Consider the following 15,823-nt stretch of genomic DNA (forward strand, 5'->3'; position numbering starts at 1 on the left):
CACCTATTGCTTGCGGGCACGCGCAGCCCGCAGTCCGTTGGCGATGACGACGACTTCGGCGACCTCGTGCACGAGGACGACCGCTGCCAGGCCGAGCACGCCGGTGATCGCCAGCGGCAGCAGCACAGTGATGATCGCCAAGGACAGCACGATGTTCTGGTTGATGATCCTGCCGCCGCGGCGGGCGTGGCGCAGAGCCTGCGGGATGAGGCCGAGGTCGTGGCCGGTGAAGGCGACGTCGGCGGACTCGATCGCGGCGTCGGAGCCGGTCGCGCCCATCGCGATGCCCACGGTCGCCCCGGCCAGGGCGGGCGCGTCGTTGATGCCGTCGCCGATCATCGCGGTCGGCGACGTCTCCGAGAACCCGGCGACGATGCGAGCCTTGTCCTCGGGACGCAGCTCGGCGTGCACGTCGCCGATCCCGGCCAGCTTCGCCAGCGCAGCAGCGGTGCGGGAGTTGTCGCCGGTGAGCATGCTCACCTCGACGCCCTGGTCGCGCAGGGTCCGCACGACCTCGGGGACCTCGGGGCGCAGCTCGTCGCGGACGCCGATCGCCCCGGCCAGGAAGCCGTCGACGGTGACGAGCACGCAGGTCTGCCCCTCGGCCTCCAGGTCCTCGACCCGGGCCTTGAGCGGACCGGCGTCGATCCAGCGCGGACTGCCCACCGCCACCCTGCGGCCGTCGACCAGGCCACCGATGCCGTGCCCGGCCTCCTCGGCCACGTCCTGCGCGGCGGGGGTTCCCCGGCCCGCGGCGGCGATGGCGGCGGCGAGTGGGTGCGTCGAGTGCTGCTCCACGGCGGCAGCCCAAGCAAGCACCTGCGCATCGTCGAACCCATGGGCGGCGACGATGGCGGTTACCTCGGGCCGGTTGCGGGTCAGAGTGCCGGTCTTGTCCACGGCCAGGTGCCGGATGCCGCCGAGGCGCTCGAAGGCGGCCCCGCTCTTGATGACGACGCAGAACTTGGTCGCCGCGCCGATCGCGGAGACCACGGTGACGGGCACCGCGATCGCCAGCGCGCAGGGGCTGGCCGCGACGAGGACGACCAGGGCGCGGGTGATCCAGGTCTCCGGGTCGCCGAGCAGGGACCCGAGCACGCCGACGAGGACGGCGAGGACCATCACGCCGGGCACCAGCGGGCGGGCGATCCGGTCAGCGATCCGGGCTCGGTCGCCCTTCTCGGCCTGGGCCTGCTCTACCAGCTCCACGATCGTGGTCAGCGAGTTGTCGGTGCCCGCGGCGGTCGCCTCGACCTCCAGCACGCCGGCGCTGTTGATCGCGCCCGCCGACACCGCTTCTCCGGGCGCGACCTCGACCGGGATCGATTCACCGGTGATCGCCGAAGTGTCCAGGCTCGACCGGCCCGAGCGGACCAGCCCATCGGTCGCGACCCGCTCGCCAGGGCGGACCAGCAGCACGTCGCCGACGGCGATCTCCCTGGCCGGGACCGAGGTGGAGGTCCCGTCGCGCAGCACGGTCGCGGTCTCCGGCACGAGCTTCAGCAGCGCGCGCAGCCCGCCGCGGGCGCGGTCCATCGCCTTGTCCTCCAGGGCCTCGGCGATCGAGTAGAGGAACGCCAGCGCGGCCGCCTCCTCGACGTAGCCGAGGATCACCGCGCCCACGGCGCTGATCGTCATCAGCAGCGCGATCCCGAGCTTGCGCTTCACAACGAGATTCCGGATCGCACCGGGCACGAACGTGTACGCGCCCAGCAGCAGGCCCGCCCAGAACGCGACCAGCGCCGCGATGTGCAGCCCCGACCACTCCAGCGCCAGGCCGGTGCCGAACGCGACGCCGGAGAGGATCGGCACGACCAGGCCGGGATCACGCCACCACGGGCGCTCTGCCTCCTCTGCCTCGTCCGCGGGGCTGGTCGTCGGCTCGTCGCAGCCGCAGGCGGCGCTCACGAGGCGTCCCCCGAACTGCTCGCGGCGCAGCAGCCCGGCACCGAGCAGGCCGGGTCGATGCACGGCGCGCTCTCGTCCACGGCGAGGGTCACATCGACCAGTGCCGTCAGCGCCGCGGCCAGGTGCGGGTCGGCGATCTCGTAGCGAGTCTGGCGGCCCTCGGGCTCGGCGACCACGATCCCGCAGTCGCGCAGGCAGGTCAGGTGGTTGGACACGTTCGAGCGGGTCAGCCCCAGCTCGCGCGAGAGCACCGCGGGGTGGCTCGGGCTGTCGAGCAGGGACATCAGGATGCGGGAGCGCGTCGGGTCGGCCATGGCCCGGCCGAGCCGGTTCATGACGTCAAGACGCGAAGCAATGGTCAGCATGCACTGAACTATACAGCAGCCGCTGACCTAATGTCCAGTTGTCGCGGCTGCCGCACGCGCTGCGCGCGCTTGCCCTCGTGAGGCGTGATCACCTCTTGCGCCAGCGGGGCCACTTCGGCATCCCGCGGCCCTTCCAGGTCTCCACGAGACCCGCAACCCAGCGGACGGACGCGAAGAGCCCGTAGCCGGCCCCGGCGAGGCCAGCGCCGACCACGAGCCACCGGCCGATGCCGAGCCACACGCTCCCGTCCACGTCCAGCGCCCACTGAACACCCGTGATGAGCCCGGCGATGCCCATCCAGAGACCGGCGACGACCACGGCCACCGGCAGGAGAACAAGGCACATCGCGGCGGCGGCGGACCAGAGCTGTCGCGCCTCCAGCTTCGCCGTCGCGGCGATGATCCGCTCCGCCCGCGCGTTCGAGGCGTCGAGGCTCGCGGTCATCGTGGCCGAAGCCTCCCCGGCGACCTGCTCGACAGCCTTCTCGACCCGTTCCTCGGTGCGCTTCTCGATCCGCTGGACCGCGCCGCCGACCTGGCTCACGAGCTTCTGGTTCGCTGTGACCTGCGCCTTCAGACCCTCAATCGCCGAGGCCGTAGCCGCGCGATTCTTCTGCGCCTCCGCGACCAAGCTCCGCGACGCGGCGTTCAAGCTCTCGCCGTTGAGACTCTGCGCGAACTCGCCGAGCGTGCTCGCGATCTCGTTCTGCCTGCTCTCGATACTCGCGATCCTCGCGGACACGTCGCTGGAGGGCGAGGAGGTCGACGCCGGGGCCGTGATCCGCTCCAGCCGCCTCGTCGTCTCCTCGTCCATGACCTTCACGAACCCCGCGAGCTTCTTCTGCTGTTCGGTCAGCGTGGCGATCCTCGTGTTCTGCGCCTCGACGGCGGCGAGGATCGAGGTCAACAGCTCCATCGTCTCCGGACTGCCGAGCTGCTGCTGCGACTGCTCGGGCTCGTTCTGCTGCTTCAGCCTGTCGAGCGCTGCGCTCATGTTCCTTCTCCTTCTGCTGCTGGTGGTAGTCGAAGAACGCCTGCGCGCCCTCCGGGGTGAAGTCCGCCGAGAGGGCGCTCGCGCGCTTGCGGCGCTCGGCGCGGCCGGACTCGCCGCGGCGATCCTCGATGTAGAGCGTCCAGGTCTCTTGCCCGGCGCGCTTGCCCTTCTTGCTGACGGGGCTGTGCAACCGCATCCGCGGCACCCGCTCCCCGTCATCGCCGAGCCGCTGGTTCTGCTCCTCGATCACCGAGACCAGACCGGCCTTGTCCACCGCCCGGGGATCGGCCAGCGCCGCGCTCATCCGGTCGCCCATCTCGCGGTCGAGCGATCCCTCGGCGAAGTCCTCGCGGCGCAGCTCCCAGTCCTTCGGTGCGTGCTCCAGCCGCTTCACGACCGAGAGCCCGTGTTCTCGCATCAGCTGGTCGTTCGCCGACTGGACGCCCCGCTGATTCCCGGCCTTGCGGTCGTGGAACGTGCGATAGTCCGAGAGCGCCTTCCCCGTCCGGTTGTTGTGGTTGATGACCAAGATGTGGTTGTGCGGCTTCTTGCCCCGCCCATCCACATGACTGACTACGAGGCAGTCGGAATCCGGGTGCATCTTCTTCGCGAGCTGATAACCGAGATCGTTCACCCGCTGCACGTCCTCCGGACTCTTCGGGTCGAACTCCTCGTCGCTGAACGACTGGCGGTAATGCACCGCCTCGACCTCGCGCGTCGTGTTCTGCGTGAGCGACCGAGCGCGCGCCGAGAACGCGCCGGGGCCTCCCGGCACATCGCACGTGATCGCGATGCCCCGCTCGTCCTCCTTGCCACGGATATAGCGCTCCGTGTCGGCGGCGCTGGCGCTCGGGCTGTAGTGCGTGGTGCTCATGAGGCCGCCCGATCCCCGAGCAGGGCGCGGACCTCGCGCAGCAACTCGATCAGCTCGGGCACCTCCGCCGACAGCGCCACTGACTCACCAGCCCGCGCCCGGCGGTCGAGGTCGTTGACGTTGATCGCCAGCGGGCGAATCTGCGCGGCCAGCTCGCGAGCATCCGCCGACGCCTGCACCCGCGCCTCGACCCCGAGCAGGTGCGCGGCCACGGCGGCGTCCAACTCCTCGCTCCGAGAGGCGTGGAGGGCATCCCGGACGACGGTCCGCACCCACGTGCTCGGAGCCAGCCCGAGCCGCTTCGCACGAGTGCGAAGCGCCGCGAGCGTCTCCTCTCCGAAGTCGGTATCGAGCTTCGCGCGGTCCCCACGACGACGCTTCGCGCCGCCGTGACTCTGACGCACAGCCTCCGCATCAGCCCGACCGGTGTTCACCTGGGAGTCGGTCTGCTGCTCCACCTGTACGCCAGAGTGGCAAGCAGTAGCCGTGTCGGACATTTCGCTGGCGCTCATGTCCTCCCCGGCTGCTTGCGAGGGGCCTCCGGCCCCCTCGACCCCCTGGAAGAGCGCATCGCGTTCGGTGCTCATGCGGCACCTCCGATCAGCACCAGCGGCACGTCAGGGCTCCGCACCGCGAGCCCGCCCAGCAGCTCAGCAACCGCGCCCTCAGCGTCATGTTCCGCCGAGGTCTCCGGACCGTAGGTCAGTTCCCGCGACCCGACGTTCTGGTGATACGCGTTGCCGTACATGCCGGGCGTGTGTGCGGCGGTCGGGATGCTGCACTGGTGCCACTCGTAGGGCTCGATCTTCCCAATGTGCTGCACGAGGTAACGATTGATGTCGTCGGCACGATAGACCTTCACGACCGAGGCCAAGCGGCGGATGAACTGGTCCAACGCCTCGTCCACGTTGCCCTTCTGGCGGGCGTAGTAGAAGAACTCGACAGGCTCGATCGTCGCCGTGATGACGATAAGGCGCGGGGCCACCTCGCCCTTGTTCTTGTACCGAGCCTTCGCAGGCGAGGCGTTGTACGGATCAAGCAGCAGCAGCCAGTCGTTCGCATCCATCGCCGAGGCCCGCAGATCGTCCAGCAGCAGCACCTCCTCGCCTCGCCAGTCATCAAGCGGGTTCCCCGTCGCGGCCCGGTAGACCTGCCACCGCTCGCCGTGCGCGTTCGCCGCGTTGATCGCCTCGGTGATGAAGTCCGTGGCGAACCGGGTCTTGCCGATCCCGGCATCCCCATGGACGAACACCACGTGCGTCGAGAACTCACCGGCGCGGAGCTTCGCCGCCGCCCGGTATGCGCGGCGCTGGCCGTAGGCCGACAGCGCGTCGTCGATCTCCCGCTGATGCCGCGAGTAGATGTCGAACAGCTCGTCCGTGAGCATGATCTGATCCCGCGTGAACTCGCCCTGGAGCACGCGCTCGCGCATGTCCTCGAAGTTCTCGGCGACGACCTTCTTCTTCACGTGCGCGCGCCCCTTGAGCCAGGTCTCCCGACGCTGGGCGTCGATCCCGAGGTAGTCAGGCCCACGCACCGTAGCGACCTCCGAAGGCGCGTATTGGTGCTTGTCCGCGTACTTCACGTGCGTCAGATACGACAGCATGTTGTCGTAGGCGTACCGCCCGCGGCCCGGCTTCTCGACGTACTGGGGCTCGACGCCGATGCCGAACGCGAGCCGATCCAGCGGTGCGCTCTTCGCACGGCTGGCGAACTTGATGACCGCGTGCAGGTGATCGGGCTTCGGCTCGATCACCAGAGCCTTCTCCGTGTCGCTCCAGACCTCGCGCTCGTCCTTGTCATGCACGATGCCGTAGGCCTCGACGACCTCGCAGCCGGTGGCCTCGAGCCGCTGCACCACGTAGGCGAGGATCGCCTCGGCTCCCTGCTGGAGCAGCGCGGCCCCGTTCGGGTCCTCGGCAGCCCAGGTCCAGTACGACGGATCGAGGTACTGCGTGAGCCCGATGCTCGTCGGGTTGTTCTCCTGCTTAGCCACAGCGACCACCCCCGCCGCGGACAGCGCGGAGGGCCTCAGAGAGAGTGCGGCGCCTAAATGACCCCCTATTGACCCCCAAATGAGACCCAAAATGATCCCACGAGGCCACGCGACGGAGCGCGGGCGGAACCGACCGCTGACCAGACACGTTGTTGCAGGACGCGGCAATCGACAAGCCCTTGCCGCGCCCGTAGGAACGAATGAGGCTCCCGAAACTCTTAGAGTGCGAAGCACGGCTGCGGACCGTCATCACGACGACGGGCAGCCCGCCTTCGGCGGGTGCCAGGCCAGGCCCTCCGGGCGGGGTCAGGTCGGCGGGAGCGGTGCTGAGGTTGCGTGCGTCGGCGCGCATCAGCGACCACCGCCCCGGCCGTAGCGCTTGATGACAGCCTGGTGCGTGACGCCGAGGGCGTCGCCGATCTTCGCCCAGGTCACCCCATCGGCGCGGGCGTCGGCGACGGCGATCTCGACGGACTCCTCCAGCACGGAGCGGAGCACGCCGAGGTCGTAGAGACGTGCCTCGGACTCGGCGAGGGAGGGGTCGCCCTGTCGCCAGCGGAAGCCGTTCACGTGGTCGAAGGCGGCGGAGTTGGCGCTCATCAGTGACCACCGCCCATCACGGCGGCGACCGCGGCGCGCTGTCGCGGGGTCAGGGGCGTGCGAGCCAGGCGTTCACCGGCCAGACGACCAGCAGCACGAGCGGCGGCGATGACGGGATCGAGGCCGTCTGCCTGCGGAGAAGGAGTGGAGCCCTGATCGAGGCCAGGGCGGTCGAGCGCGGATGCGCGGGGAACGTCGATAACGACAGACATCGGAAGTCCTCAGACATGAGTATCTTCCGGTTCCCCGCCACGGTAATTGGGCTGTTTGACCGGCTACTCATCCGGGAGCAGAACCCCGCGCTTCTAAGTCGCGGCCCCGGTGGGATCTTCTTGTCTGCAACCATTCTCCCACGAGTCGACTCACCATTGCAATGACGAGTCGACTCATGAGTCAGTCGCGACGCGGCTCTATCCGAATCAGGTCGGGGTCGAATTTCACGTGACCGGGCGTGATGGGCTCGATGGTCACCGTCACCAGCTCGTCCACGAGCATCCGGCGGCGGTCCACGTCCAACACCTTCCACTTCGCCTCGACCACCTCGCGGCGCTCCGCGGTGCCGACCGGCTCCTCGACGTCCACGAGCAGCTTCGCCGCCGCCGACACCGAACGGTCGAGCAGCTCCGCGTCGATCTCGTCGATGCGGGCCTTCACGTCGTTGATCGCTGCCGTTATCTCCAGGACCGGCTGATGGATGTCGCGCAGCAGCGGGCTCAGCTCCTTCACCCGATCGACCAGGGCGTTCCGCTCCGTCAGCAGCTCCTCGCGATCCGGCCCATCGTCCTCCTGTGGCATCACGAGGTCGTGCACGTCCACCGAGGACAGACGCGTGAGCACCGCCTCGGTGACCATCGCATCGACGGGCTCGCGCTGGCGGGTGAGATGGAACTGCTCGCCGCAGCGGTACGTCGGCTGCTTGCGGCTGTTCGTCCCCGAGACGAGCGTCGCGCCGCACTTCCCGCACAGCCCGATCGTGGACAGGAGATACTTCGGCTGGTTCCCCTGCCTCGCCGACCTCCGCACGTTGTCCTCCAGCTTCGCCACCGCGGCCCGCCACGTCTGCTCGCCGACGATGGGCGGGAACGCCTCGCCCTGAACCGGGTACAGCTCGCCCGACGCGTAGTGCTTGATGTAGCCACAGTAAAGCGGGTTCGCGAGCAGGTAGCGCACAGCATCGACGGAGAACTCCGACCCACGCGCGGTGAAGTGACCGGCGCTGTTCAGGTCCTCGCGGATTCGCCGGATCGACAGGGACGGCTCGCCGAGGAACGCATCGAAGGCCCGCCGTACGGCGGCGGCCTCCTCCTCGATCAACTCGCCGTCCCTCGTCCAGCCGAACGCCTTCCAGGCGGACGTGGGGATGCCCTCGGCGCGTCGGCGCTCGTTCGACCTGATTTGTCGCTCGGCCTTGCGTCGTGCCTCGAACCGGGCGAGAGCGGCGAGCATCGTCGCCCGGAACTCCCCGTCCGCCGTCGAGAGGTCGATCTCGCCGTCAACGGTGACGACACGCAGGCCGAGATCGATCAGTGTGTTCAGGTCCTTCGTGCTACGCAGGAGCCGGTCCATGTCCACGGCGACCACCATCGAGAACTTGCCCGCACGGGCGTCCTCCAGCATCTCGGCCCACCGAGTGCCAGCACGGCGCTTCTTCGTCGCGGACACCGCGTTGTCGTCGTAGACCTCGACGACCTTCCAGTCCTTGGCCTCGGCCAGCGCCCTGATCTTTCTCAGCTGGGTCTCGACGGTCCATCGGTCGCCCTTGCGGTCCATCGAGGCGCGGACGTACGCCGCAACCTCGTTCGTCTTCCTCAGCGATACCAGTTCGACCATGCAACCAAGCTTACGTGAACGGGTGTTGCAACCGCTACATGCGCTAGCGCATGTCGATCACGCCGGTACCAAGCTCAATGCGGCTGGTCTTCGCGGCGATCGCCGACAGAAGCGGGTACGGGGTTGCCTGCTGCTGATCGAAATGGTGCACGCGGAAGAAAGCACCGTCTAGGCCGATGTCTTCGGCGCCTACCGCCAAATCGATAGCCTGGTGCAAAGATTCGGATGCGCTGTTCACGCGCGAACCGGGAATTTCGGCCCAGTGCCCAAAAGAAAGAAAACCAAGTTTTTTCTCTGTGCCCGGCTGTGGTTCAAGATTTTGTACCGCTAGTTCGGTTTTCTGAGTGTCTGATGCGTTCATTGTTATGCCTTTCGTATTGCCCTACAGGGGGTATTTCCTCGTGTATGAGCATTCAGCATACAATTATTTACTTTACAGAACAAGTTTTAAATAATATGAGTAAAACCACCTATATAATTACTAGTCAGAAAGCTATTCTATATAAAATACATGCGACATATTAGGTAATGATTCATTTATATTTTTTTACGCGCAATACTTACCTCAAGGTAATGAATGTGCATTTCTTCTACCCTTAGCATATCCATACCTCGTTCAAATCTTTTATGTATAAGACCCCGGCAGAAAAACCATATGATTCATTATTTTCTAGGTGCAGGTACTACAGACATTGTTTTTCTGGCTCGGCTCTTCAAGATGCACCTGAATTTTAGGAAATACTCGATATAAGACAGGTCATGACATAATGGCAACGCTCTGTCACAGTGGATCTCGCTGACCATGACGTCACGCACGCGTTACGAAGCCCCACCAGCCTTGAGTTGGCGGTGCAGCGCGGTTTTTTGGGACTATTGCGCACGGCAAACACTCACGACAACTTCAAACGCAAGGATATTTTCATGAGACGAGGCCTCTCTCGCCGAAACCTGGTGACCGGAACCGCATGGGCTGCGCCGCTTGTGCTGAGCACCGCCGTTATTCCGGCATACGCATCATCATCTGCCGACGACGGCCCCTGCCTAGACCCCGATAAAAGCTACGATATTTTTGCCAAGGATGTGCGCACCGCCGCGCAAAGCCGTGCAGCCGGTGAAAAAGGCTATGAAGAAATTGTGGTTCCCGATTATGCCTCGTATATGCGCTTCTACCTGCGCGGCGGGTCGGGCGGTAGCCTGGCGACACGGTACTCGGAAGCCACAGGATATAACAGAACCGGCGGAACCGCAGGCGGTGGTGCTTATATTCAAGGAACCGTCAAGGTAACACCCGGGCAGCGCATCAAATTCTATGTGGGTGCCAGCGGCGTCGGATATTATGACCGCCCCGCCAAAGGCGGCGAAGGGTACGGTAACGGCGGTTCGTCTGCGGCACTACCCACCGCGCTGGGGTCAGATGTACAGGGCAAGCTGAACAGCCACAGCAATAAGGTTACAGTCTATTCGGGCTCCGGCGGCGGTTCTTCGGCAATCGTCATGGTCGATGCAAAAACTTCCCAAGAAACCGTACTCGCCATCGCTGGAGGCGGCGGGGGCGCAGGCGCACGCGGGCTCACACACGTCGTTACTTACGCGGGAACCTGGATAACAGACGACCCAACTTCTTATGACAACTTTAATCTGCATATTGGTCAGGGAGGTTCTGCTGGCGATGAATACGTGCCCGAGGGGTTGGGGCGCTCGGGGCAGGAACGTTACTATCAGCACTACGACGCCGAGATTCTGATTCCTTCCGGGTCGAATGGCAGCAACACAGCTGGCGGTTCCGGCGGCGACCTCGCCACTATTACGGGAGATAAAGAGCTGACCTTTTCCTCAACCTCACGAACAGAGATTCATACCGGAAATACCGCAGGCAAACCCGGGGGCTCTGGGCCCAACGGCAACGGGGCTGACGGCGTTGTTGCCTACGGGTATACGCTCAATACCGCAGGCAACACAAGCGATGACCGCAATGGTATCGGATACATTGTTTCCGGAGGCGGTGGCGCGGGCTACGGTGGAGGCGGATCCGAAAATCCCGTGTATATGTATGATGAAGCCGCATTTGTGGGCGTTGCCTCGGGAGGAGGAGGCGGCGGCGGAAACTTTGTGTCTCCCGACGTGATCGATCCCTATATTAGCGCCGAAGGCGGGGCAGACTGGCGGGGAGAAATCAGAGACGGCACAATTACGTATTCTTTCTGCCCTTCAGATCCGAATAAGCAGCCCGATCCGGAGCCTACCTCGCCCGAAGGTCCAGGATACTGGACATAGCTAGCGCGGAACTCGTAGCCTCAAGGCACCTGCACCACTGTGGGGCGCTCGCATCCTGTTCAGATGCGAGCGCCCCACAGGTGCATTCTGCCTCAATATTTTTGGGCAGACCGCTGCTGTTTTACCTAAGAGCGCAGGTCTGCGGCTGTATAGTGGACAGATGCGTATTTGGTCTGCCCACCCGTCCCTTCTTGACCGTCGCGCCCTGATCGCGTGCTGGCGTGAGAGCTTGCTTGCGCAGAAAGTGCTGCGCGGGCTCACCCGAGGGTACACGAATCATCCTCAGCTCATTCGGTTTCGTGCGCATTCTCAGCCGGTGGAGGCAATTGGGGCTTATCTGCACGGGCTCGCCGATGAGGCGCATCTGCGCGGGTACTCCTTCAACCGTTCGCTGATTGCCACTGAGCGGGGTAAGAACCTGAGCTCTATTCCCGTGACCGAGGGCCAGCTTGCCTACGAATTGAGCTTTCTGGCACACAAAGTTGCCGGGCGAGATGTCGATTGGGAGCCTATTCTTACCGAGCGTCTCGCGAAATTCACCCAGGCCGGTAAGCCCGCGGTGCACCCCGTGTTCGAGGTAGTCTCCGGCGAGGTAGAAGACTGGGAGAAGACCAAGGAGTTCTAGTCGGAGCGCTTTATGCTGATGCAGGAACCTCTAGCAGCGGCACCCACAGTTCCATCGTGTAGTCTGCCGCCTGCATATCGCCGCGACCGTACACCTCCAGGCCGCCTAACGGGCGGTACTGCGGATGCGCCGGGAAGAAATCACGCTCAAAGCTCTCAAAACCTGCCGGAATAGACCGCGAAATCGACCCGGTAATCTCAACCACCGCGTAGGTGCTCGCGGGAAGTTCCAGCAGACCCAGCCCAAGTTTATGTGCCGAGGCACGGTCATCAACCAAAATGCCGGCCGTGTAGCGCACGAAACCATCGGTGCTGGGTTGGGTGCACACACCAATGTACTGGGTGACCGCCAGAATATCGAGCATCGCCGGGGATGCCTTCTGATTCAGCTCATCCCACAGCGGCGTGAAATCGTCCCCCAGCTTATACACCTGGGATACTCCCGCGACCAGCAAAGAGCCGTGTTTCTCAATGCGCGCGGGTGAAACCGTCACGGGCGCCTGTACGGAATCGCTCATGAGATACCCGCGTGGGCGCTCTGGCGGTCCACCGCGCATTCGGGCACGCAGCGGCGTTTCGCATCGTCGGTGGCGCATTCTGGGCAGAGGAGCACGAGTTCGCGGCAGCTCTCATTCGAGCAGTTCTCAAATTTATTAGACGGTGCCGAGCAACGCTCACACTGGCCAATTGTGACAGTATCCGGGGTGAACTCCATGTGCATGCGCTTATCGAACACGTAGAGCGAGCCCTCCCACAGGGACTTATCGCCGTATTTTTCGCCGTAGCGCACAATACCGCCGTCGATCTGGTAGATCTCTTTAAATCCGCGGTTCTTCATGAGGGCGGAGAGGATTTCGCATCGAATGCCGCCGGTGCAGTAGGTGACGACGGGCTTATCTTTCAGATCGTCATACTTACCGGATTCGATCTCTCGAATAAAGTCGTGGGTGGTGCGAACATCGGGTACCACGGCGTTCTTGAACTTACCGATTTTGGCCTCGAAAGCGTTGCGTCCATCGAAAAAGACGACTTCATCGCCGCGTTCTTCCACGAGCTTGTTCACCTCTTCGGGTTTGAGGTGCACGCCGCCGCCGACCACGCCGTTTTCGTCTACTTTGAGCTCGTCGGGAGCGCCGAACGCCACGATTTCATCGCGTGCTTTGACCGACAGACGGGGGAAGTCTTCGGCACCGCCCTCAGACCATTTGAATTCCATGTTCTTGAAACCGGGGTACTGGCGGGTTTCTTTGGTGTACGCCTTAACCGCGCTGATTTCGCCGCCGAGCGTGCCGTTAATGCCGTGTTTGGAAATGAGGATGCGCCCGCGCAAACCGAGCTTCTCGCACAGGGCACGCTGCCAGAGCATGACCGCCACGGGGTCGGTTATGGGGGCAAACTGGTAATACAAGATAATTCGATTCTGAGCCACCCTCTTATTTTACGCTTTCTAGGTACATCGTGTGTGCCGTGGCGGCGGAACTCGTCCCGTAACGTGGCCGATAATCCTTGTTCTCCCGCGGGATGCGCCCGCGATGATGGGTGCATGTGATTTCTTCACCATGAGGTATATCTCGTCGTTTTTCTGCCCCATTGCACCGGCTGATTTCGCCGTTTTCTGGTAGCGAATACCTTCCTGCTGAGGCGAGTGGAACATACCGGGCGCCCTGCGATTGCCCACGCCGGTTTACCGTACCCGAGGTTTTACAATGGTGTGATGCGCCCCGAACCTTCCTGCGACTCCCCGGCTGATGAGCACCCCGGATTCCCCTCTGCCTCGCGCCCCGATGAGAACCTTCGCGAACAGCTGAGCAGGCTTATGCCCAAACTTCCCGGTGACGGCTCGCTGCCCCCGCAAATCACCCATGTGCACCGCATCCCCGCACGTGAAGGGCAGTATTCGCCGTGGCCGCACTGGCTGCACCCGCGCGTGATTGAGGCTTTCGAGTCGCTGGGCGTGCACGAACCGTACACCCACCAGGTGCAGGCGGCACAGGCAGCGCATTGTGCATTCGATGCTGCACTCGCCGAAGACGCGCACCGGCTCTCCTTCGGGCGAGCATCCGGGCAGGGGCACGATGAGTCGGACACAACGGCGCGGCATGTGATTGTGGCGACCGGGACCGCATCCGGAAAATCCCTGAGCTACCTCATGCCCGCCTTCGACGCCCTCTACCGCGGGGCGCGCCGTGAACCGCTCAGCACCACGGCAGCAGATGCAGGTTCCACAGGATTTCATCAGAGAGCGAACGTTCTATATATTTCACCGGCGCGGGCGCTCTCAGCCGACCAGCTCAACGCCATCACCGCCTACCACCTTCCCGGGCTCAACGCCGCCACCTATGACGGCGACACCCCGGCACAGGAGCGGCGGTGGGTGCGCGAACACGCTAATTTTGTGCTCACCACCCCGGATATGCTCAACTACGGAATTCTGGGCAACCACCGGCAATGGGCGAACTTCCTGCGCGGGCTGCGCTATGTGGTGCTTGACGAAGTACACAGCTACCGCGGCGTGTTCGGCGCGCATATCGCCAATCTGCTGCGCCGCCTGCGCCGAGTCTGCGCGCTCTACCGGGTGAGCCCGGTATTCTATGGGGCATCTGCCACGAGTGCGAACCCTGCCGAGTCTTTCGCCAAGCTCATTGGCGTACCTGAGGGGAACGTTGACGCGATTACCGCATCGACCGCACCGCGTGGAGAATCCACCGTCATCCTATGGGAACCGGAGTTTCTGCCCGATACGCAGGTGACCGATAAACTCGCCGCCGGTGCTAGCGCCTTCGACACCCGTTCCGAGGCGGAAAAGCAGGCGCCGCAGCGTATCTCCGCTATTGAACAGGGTGCTCAGATGCTCACCGACCTGGTACTTTCGCGCACCCGCACGCTTGCCTTCACCCGGTCGCGGCGCGGTGCTGAGCTGATCTCTCAGCGAGCGCAGCGCTACCTTGATGAGACGGAGGCGGGGCTGGCGCATCGGGTGGCGGCGTACCGTTCGGGGTATATGCCCGAGGAACGCCGTGAGCTTGAGCATCGGCTGCGCACCGGCGAACTGCTCGGGCTGGCAAGTACCTCTGCGCTTGAGCTGGGTATCGATATTTCCGGGCTGGATGCGGTGCTCGTGACGGGCTGGCCCGGAACCCGCGCATCCTTTATTCAGCGGATTGGGCGTGCCGGTCGCGGGGGTCAGGATGCGCTCGCTGTGCTTATCGCCGGGGACGATCCGTTGGATACGTACCTGGTACATCATCCGCAGGCGATTTTCGGGCAGAGCGTGGAAGCTACCGTATTCGACCCGACGAACCCGTATGTGCTTTCGCCACATTTGTGCGCTGCCGCGGCGGAGTCGCCGCTGCGTGCCGAGGAGCTTTCGCTGTTCGGCGAGCATACTGAGGCTCTGCTTAACCGGTTGGTGCAGCAGAATTATCTGCGCCGCCGGGCGGATGGCTGGTATTGGACGCACGCGGAGTCGGCGACGAATCTGGTGGATCTGCGTGCCACCGGCGGTGGTCCCTATCAACTGATTGATGCTGAGGACGGTTCGCTGATTGGCACGATGGATTCGGCGCAGGCAATGACTCAGGGACACCCTGGTGCTATCTATATTCACCAGAACGCCCAGTATTTGGTGGAGTCCCTGGATGAAGCGGCGCGCGTTATTCTGCTCTCGCGAGTGTACCCCGACTATTACACGCGGGCGATCGAGGCGACCGAGGTTAAGATTCTGCAGGAAAAGGCGGGTGTGCGGTACGGATTCGACGGCACCCAGCCCGGTGCTGCTGGTCTGACGATGCATCGCGGGCGGGTTCAGGTGACCGATCAGGTTATGGGCTTTCAACGGTTCTCGGTGTACGGCAGTGAGTACCTGGGCGATGAGCCGATGGAGATGCCGCCGAGCATCCTGATGACCGAGGCTATCTGGTTTACCTTCGAGCCAAGTTACCTGTTTGCCGCCGGTGTGACCGAACCCGATGCACCCGGCACCCTGCACGCCGCAGAACACGCCGCCATCGGTCTGCTACCGCTGATTGCGACCTGCGACCGCTGGGATTTAGGCGGACTCTCCACCCTGTACCACGCCGATACGGAACGCCCCACCATCTTCGTGTACGATGCAGCACCCGGCGGAGCAGGCTTTACCCAGCGCGGGTTTGAGGCGGTTCGCACCTGGCTGGGCGCAACCCTGGACGCTATTGATTCCTGCGGATGCGAGAGCGGCTGCCCCTCCTGCGTACAGTCCCCCAAATGCGGCAACCGCAACGAACCGCTCTCCAAGGCGGGCGCACAAAACCTACTGCGGGTAATGCTGCACTCACTCGATGACGCAGAACGGGACATGCTGTAAGGCTAGAGCATTCCAC

16 protein-coding genes and 1 pseudogene are annotated in these 15,823 nt (G+C 64.1%); 3 read left to right on the top strand and 14 right to left on the bottom strand.

Annotation, left to right across the window (positions count from 1 at the left end; translation table 11 throughout):
* Window positions 1-3 precede the first annotated feature (3 nt).
* The 11 genes and pseudogenes from HMPREF3016_RS05430 to HMPREF3016_RS05475 form a co-directional block, all read right to left on the bottom strand.
* Window positions 4-1,908, bottom strand: coding sequence for a heavy metal translocating P-type ATPase (locus HMPREF3016_RS05430; RefSeq protein ID WP_070740763.1), 1,905 nt, complete (start codon window positions 1,906-1,908; stop codon window positions 4-6).
* Entirely contained in the window at window positions 1,905-2,273 is a 369-nt protein-coding gene (locus tag HMPREF3016_RS05435; RefSeq protein ID WP_003780589.1) for a Cd(II)/Pb(II)-sensing metalloregulatory transcriptional regulator CmtR, read from the bottom strand. Before HMPREF3016_RS05435 ends, HMPREF3016_RS05430 begins: the two co-directional genes overlap by 4 nt.
* A gap of 88 nt (window positions 2,274-2,361) precedes the next feature.
* Window positions 2,362-2,904 (bottom strand): hypothetical protein, encoded by a 543-nt coding sequence (locus tag HMPREF3016_RS10775; protein ID WP_009397937.1) that lies wholly within the window; start codon window positions 2,902-2,904, stop codon window positions 2,362-2,364.
* Window positions 2,855-4,141: a relaxase/mobilization nuclease domain-containing protein gene (locus HMPREF3016_RS10780; protein WP_009397940.1), complete on the bottom strand. Its 1,287-nt coding sequence runs from the start codon at window positions 4,139-4,141 to the stop codon at window positions 2,855-2,857. Before HMPREF3016_RS10780 ends, HMPREF3016_RS10775 begins: the two co-directional genes overlap by 50 nt.
* The gene (locus HMPREF3016_RS05445; RefSeq protein WP_048751206.1) at window positions 4,138-4,728 is read right to left on the bottom strand and encodes a hypothetical protein; all 591 of its coding nucleotides are present in this window, start codon (window positions 4,726-4,728) and stop codon (window positions 4,138-4,140) included. The genes HMPREF3016_RS10780 and HMPREF3016_RS05445 overlap by 4 nt, the downstream gene beginning before the upstream one ends.
* The gene (locus tag HMPREF3016_RS05450) at window positions 4,725-6,146 is read right to left on the bottom strand and encodes a Rep family protein (RefSeq protein ID WP_048751205.1); all 1,422 of its coding nucleotides are present in this window, start codon (window positions 6,144-6,146) and stop codon (window positions 4,725-4,727) included. The genes HMPREF3016_RS05445 and HMPREF3016_RS05450 overlap by 4 nt, the downstream gene beginning before the upstream one ends.
* Window positions 6,130-6,489, bottom strand: coding sequence for a hypothetical protein (locus tag HMPREF3016_RS05455; protein ID WP_048751204.1), 360 nt, complete (start codon window positions 6,487-6,489; stop codon window positions 6,130-6,132). The genes HMPREF3016_RS05450 and HMPREF3016_RS05455 overlap by 17 nt, the downstream gene beginning before the upstream one ends.
* Window positions 6,489-6,737, bottom strand: coding sequence for a hypothetical protein (locus tag HMPREF3016_RS05460; RefSeq protein WP_003780556.1), 249 nt, complete (start codon window positions 6,735-6,737; stop codon window positions 6,489-6,491). Before HMPREF3016_RS05460 ends, HMPREF3016_RS05455 begins: the two co-directional genes overlap by 1 nt.
* Complete coding sequence (locus tag HMPREF3016_RS05465; protein ID WP_003780572.1) at window positions 6,737-6,949, bottom strand: hypothetical protein; 213 nt, start codon at window positions 6,947-6,949, stop codon at window positions 6,737-6,739. Before HMPREF3016_RS05465 ends, HMPREF3016_RS05460 begins: the two co-directional genes overlap by 1 nt.
* A gap of 181 nt (window positions 6,950-7,130) precedes the next feature.
* Window positions 7,131-8,567: a recombinase family protein gene (locus HMPREF3016_RS05470; RefSeq protein ID WP_048751202.1), complete on the bottom strand. Its 1,437-nt coding sequence runs from the start codon at window positions 8,565-8,567 to the stop codon at window positions 7,131-7,133.
* Between the two features lie 46 nt (window positions 8,568-8,613).
* Window positions 8,614-8,928 (bottom strand): annotated as a pseudogene (locus HMPREF3016_RS05475) (LLM class flavin-dependent oxidoreductase); the annotation flags it as partial.
* Window positions 8,929-9,488: 560 nt separating this feature from the next.
* Here HMPREF3016_RS05475 and HMPREF3016_RS05480 point away from each other — a divergent pair.
* Entirely contained in the window at window positions 9,489-10,841 is a 1,353-nt protein-coding gene (locus tag HMPREF3016_RS05480) for a hypothetical protein (protein WP_246828473.1), read from the top strand.
* Between the two features lie 160 nt (window positions 10,842-11,001).
* A complete protein-coding gene (locus HMPREF3016_RS05485; protein WP_070740769.1) occupies window positions 11,002-11,466 on the top strand; it encodes a pyrimidine dimer DNA glycosylase/endonuclease V in 465 nt (154 codons plus the stop codon).
* 10 nt (window positions 11,467-11,476) lie between these two features.
* Here the strand turns inward: HMPREF3016_RS05485 and HMPREF3016_RS05490 are convergent, their stop codons facing one another.
* From HMPREF3016_RS05490 to HMPREF3016_RS10785, 3 genes are read right to left on the bottom strand one after another with little or no spacing between them, the layout of a single operon-like run.
* The gene (locus HMPREF3016_RS05490) at window positions 11,477-11,983 is read right to left on the bottom strand and encodes a GyrI-like domain-containing protein (RefSeq protein WP_070740772.1); all 507 of its coding nucleotides are present in this window, start codon (window positions 11,981-11,983) and stop codon (window positions 11,477-11,479) included.
* A complete protein-coding gene (locus HMPREF3016_RS05495; protein WP_013397752.1) occupies window positions 11,980-12,894 on the bottom strand; it encodes an oxygen-dependent tRNA uridine(34) hydroxylase TrhO in 915 nt (304 codons plus the stop codon). The genes HMPREF3016_RS05490 and HMPREF3016_RS05495 overlap by 4 nt, the downstream gene beginning before the upstream one ends.
* An 18-nt stretch (window positions 12,895-12,912) precedes the next feature.
* On the bottom strand, window positions 12,913-13,119 hold the full coding sequence (locus HMPREF3016_RS10785) for a hypothetical protein (protein WP_246828474.1): 207 nt from the start codon (window positions 13,117-13,119) through the stop codon (window positions 12,913-12,915).
* Between the two features lie 162 nt (window positions 13,120-13,281).
* Here HMPREF3016_RS10785 and HMPREF3016_RS05500 point away from each other — a divergent pair, with 162 nt between their 5' ends.
* Complete coding sequence (locus tag HMPREF3016_RS05500) at window positions 13,282-15,807, top strand: DEAD/DEAH box helicase (RefSeq protein WP_070741119.1); 2,526 nt, start codon at window positions 13,282-13,284, stop codon at window positions 15,805-15,807.
* Window positions 15,808-15,823: the final 16 nt, after the last annotated feature.

Source organism: Rothia sp. HMSC065D02 (assembly GCF_001815285.1).
In the GTDB taxonomy this organism is placed as follows: Bacteria; Actinomycetota; Actinomycetes; order Actinomycetales; family Micrococcaceae; genus Rothia; species Rothia dentocariosa.

Coding starts and splice junctions, on each gene's coding strand:
- HMPREF3016_RS05490 (WP_070740772.1), bottom strand. CDS start 11,983: ATGAGCGATTCCGTACAGGCGCCCGTGACGGTTTCACCCGCGCGCATT.
- HMPREF3016_RS05480 (WP_246828473.1), top strand. CDS start 9,489: ATGAGACGAGGCCTCTCTCGCCGAAACCTGGTGACCGGAACCGCATGG.
- HMPREF3016_RS05460 (WP_003780556.1), bottom strand. CDS start 6,737: ATGAGCGCCAACTCCGCCGCCTTCGACCACGTGAACGGCTTCCGCTGG.
- HMPREF3016_RS05435 (WP_003780589.1), bottom strand. CDS start 2,273: ATGCTGACCATTGCTTCGCGTCTTGACGTCATGAACCGGCTCGGCCGG.
- HMPREF3016_RS05445 (WP_048751206.1), bottom strand. CDS start 4,728: ATGAGCACCGAACGCGATGCGCTCTTCCAGGGGGTCGAGGGGGCCGGA.
- HMPREF3016_RS05465 (WP_003780572.1), bottom strand. CDS start 6,949: ATGTCTGTCGTTATCGACGTTCCCCGCGCATCCGCGCTCGACCGCCCT.
- HMPREF3016_RS10780 (WP_009397940.1), bottom strand. CDS start 4,141: ATGAGCACCACGCACTACAGCCCGAGCGCCAGCGCCGCCGACACGGAG.
- HMPREF3016_RS10785 (WP_246828474.1), bottom strand. CDS start 13,119: ATGTTCCACTCGCCTCAGCAGGAAGGTATTCGCTACCAGAAAACGGCG.
- HMPREF3016_RS05500 (WP_070741119.1), top strand. CDS start 13,282: ATGCCCAAACTTCCCGGTGACGGCTCGCTGCCCCCGCAAATCACCCAT.
- HMPREF3016_RS05485 (WP_070740769.1), top strand. CDS start 11,002: ATGCGTATTTGGTCTGCCCACCCGTCCCTTCTTGACCGTCGCGCCCTG.
- HMPREF3016_RS05470 (WP_048751202.1), bottom strand. CDS start 8,567: ATGGTCGAACTGGTATCGCTGAGGAAGACGAACGAGGTTGCGGCGTAC.
- HMPREF3016_RS05455 (WP_048751204.1), bottom strand. CDS start 6,489: ATGCGCGCCGACGCACGCAACCTCAGCACCGCTCCCGCCGACCTGACC.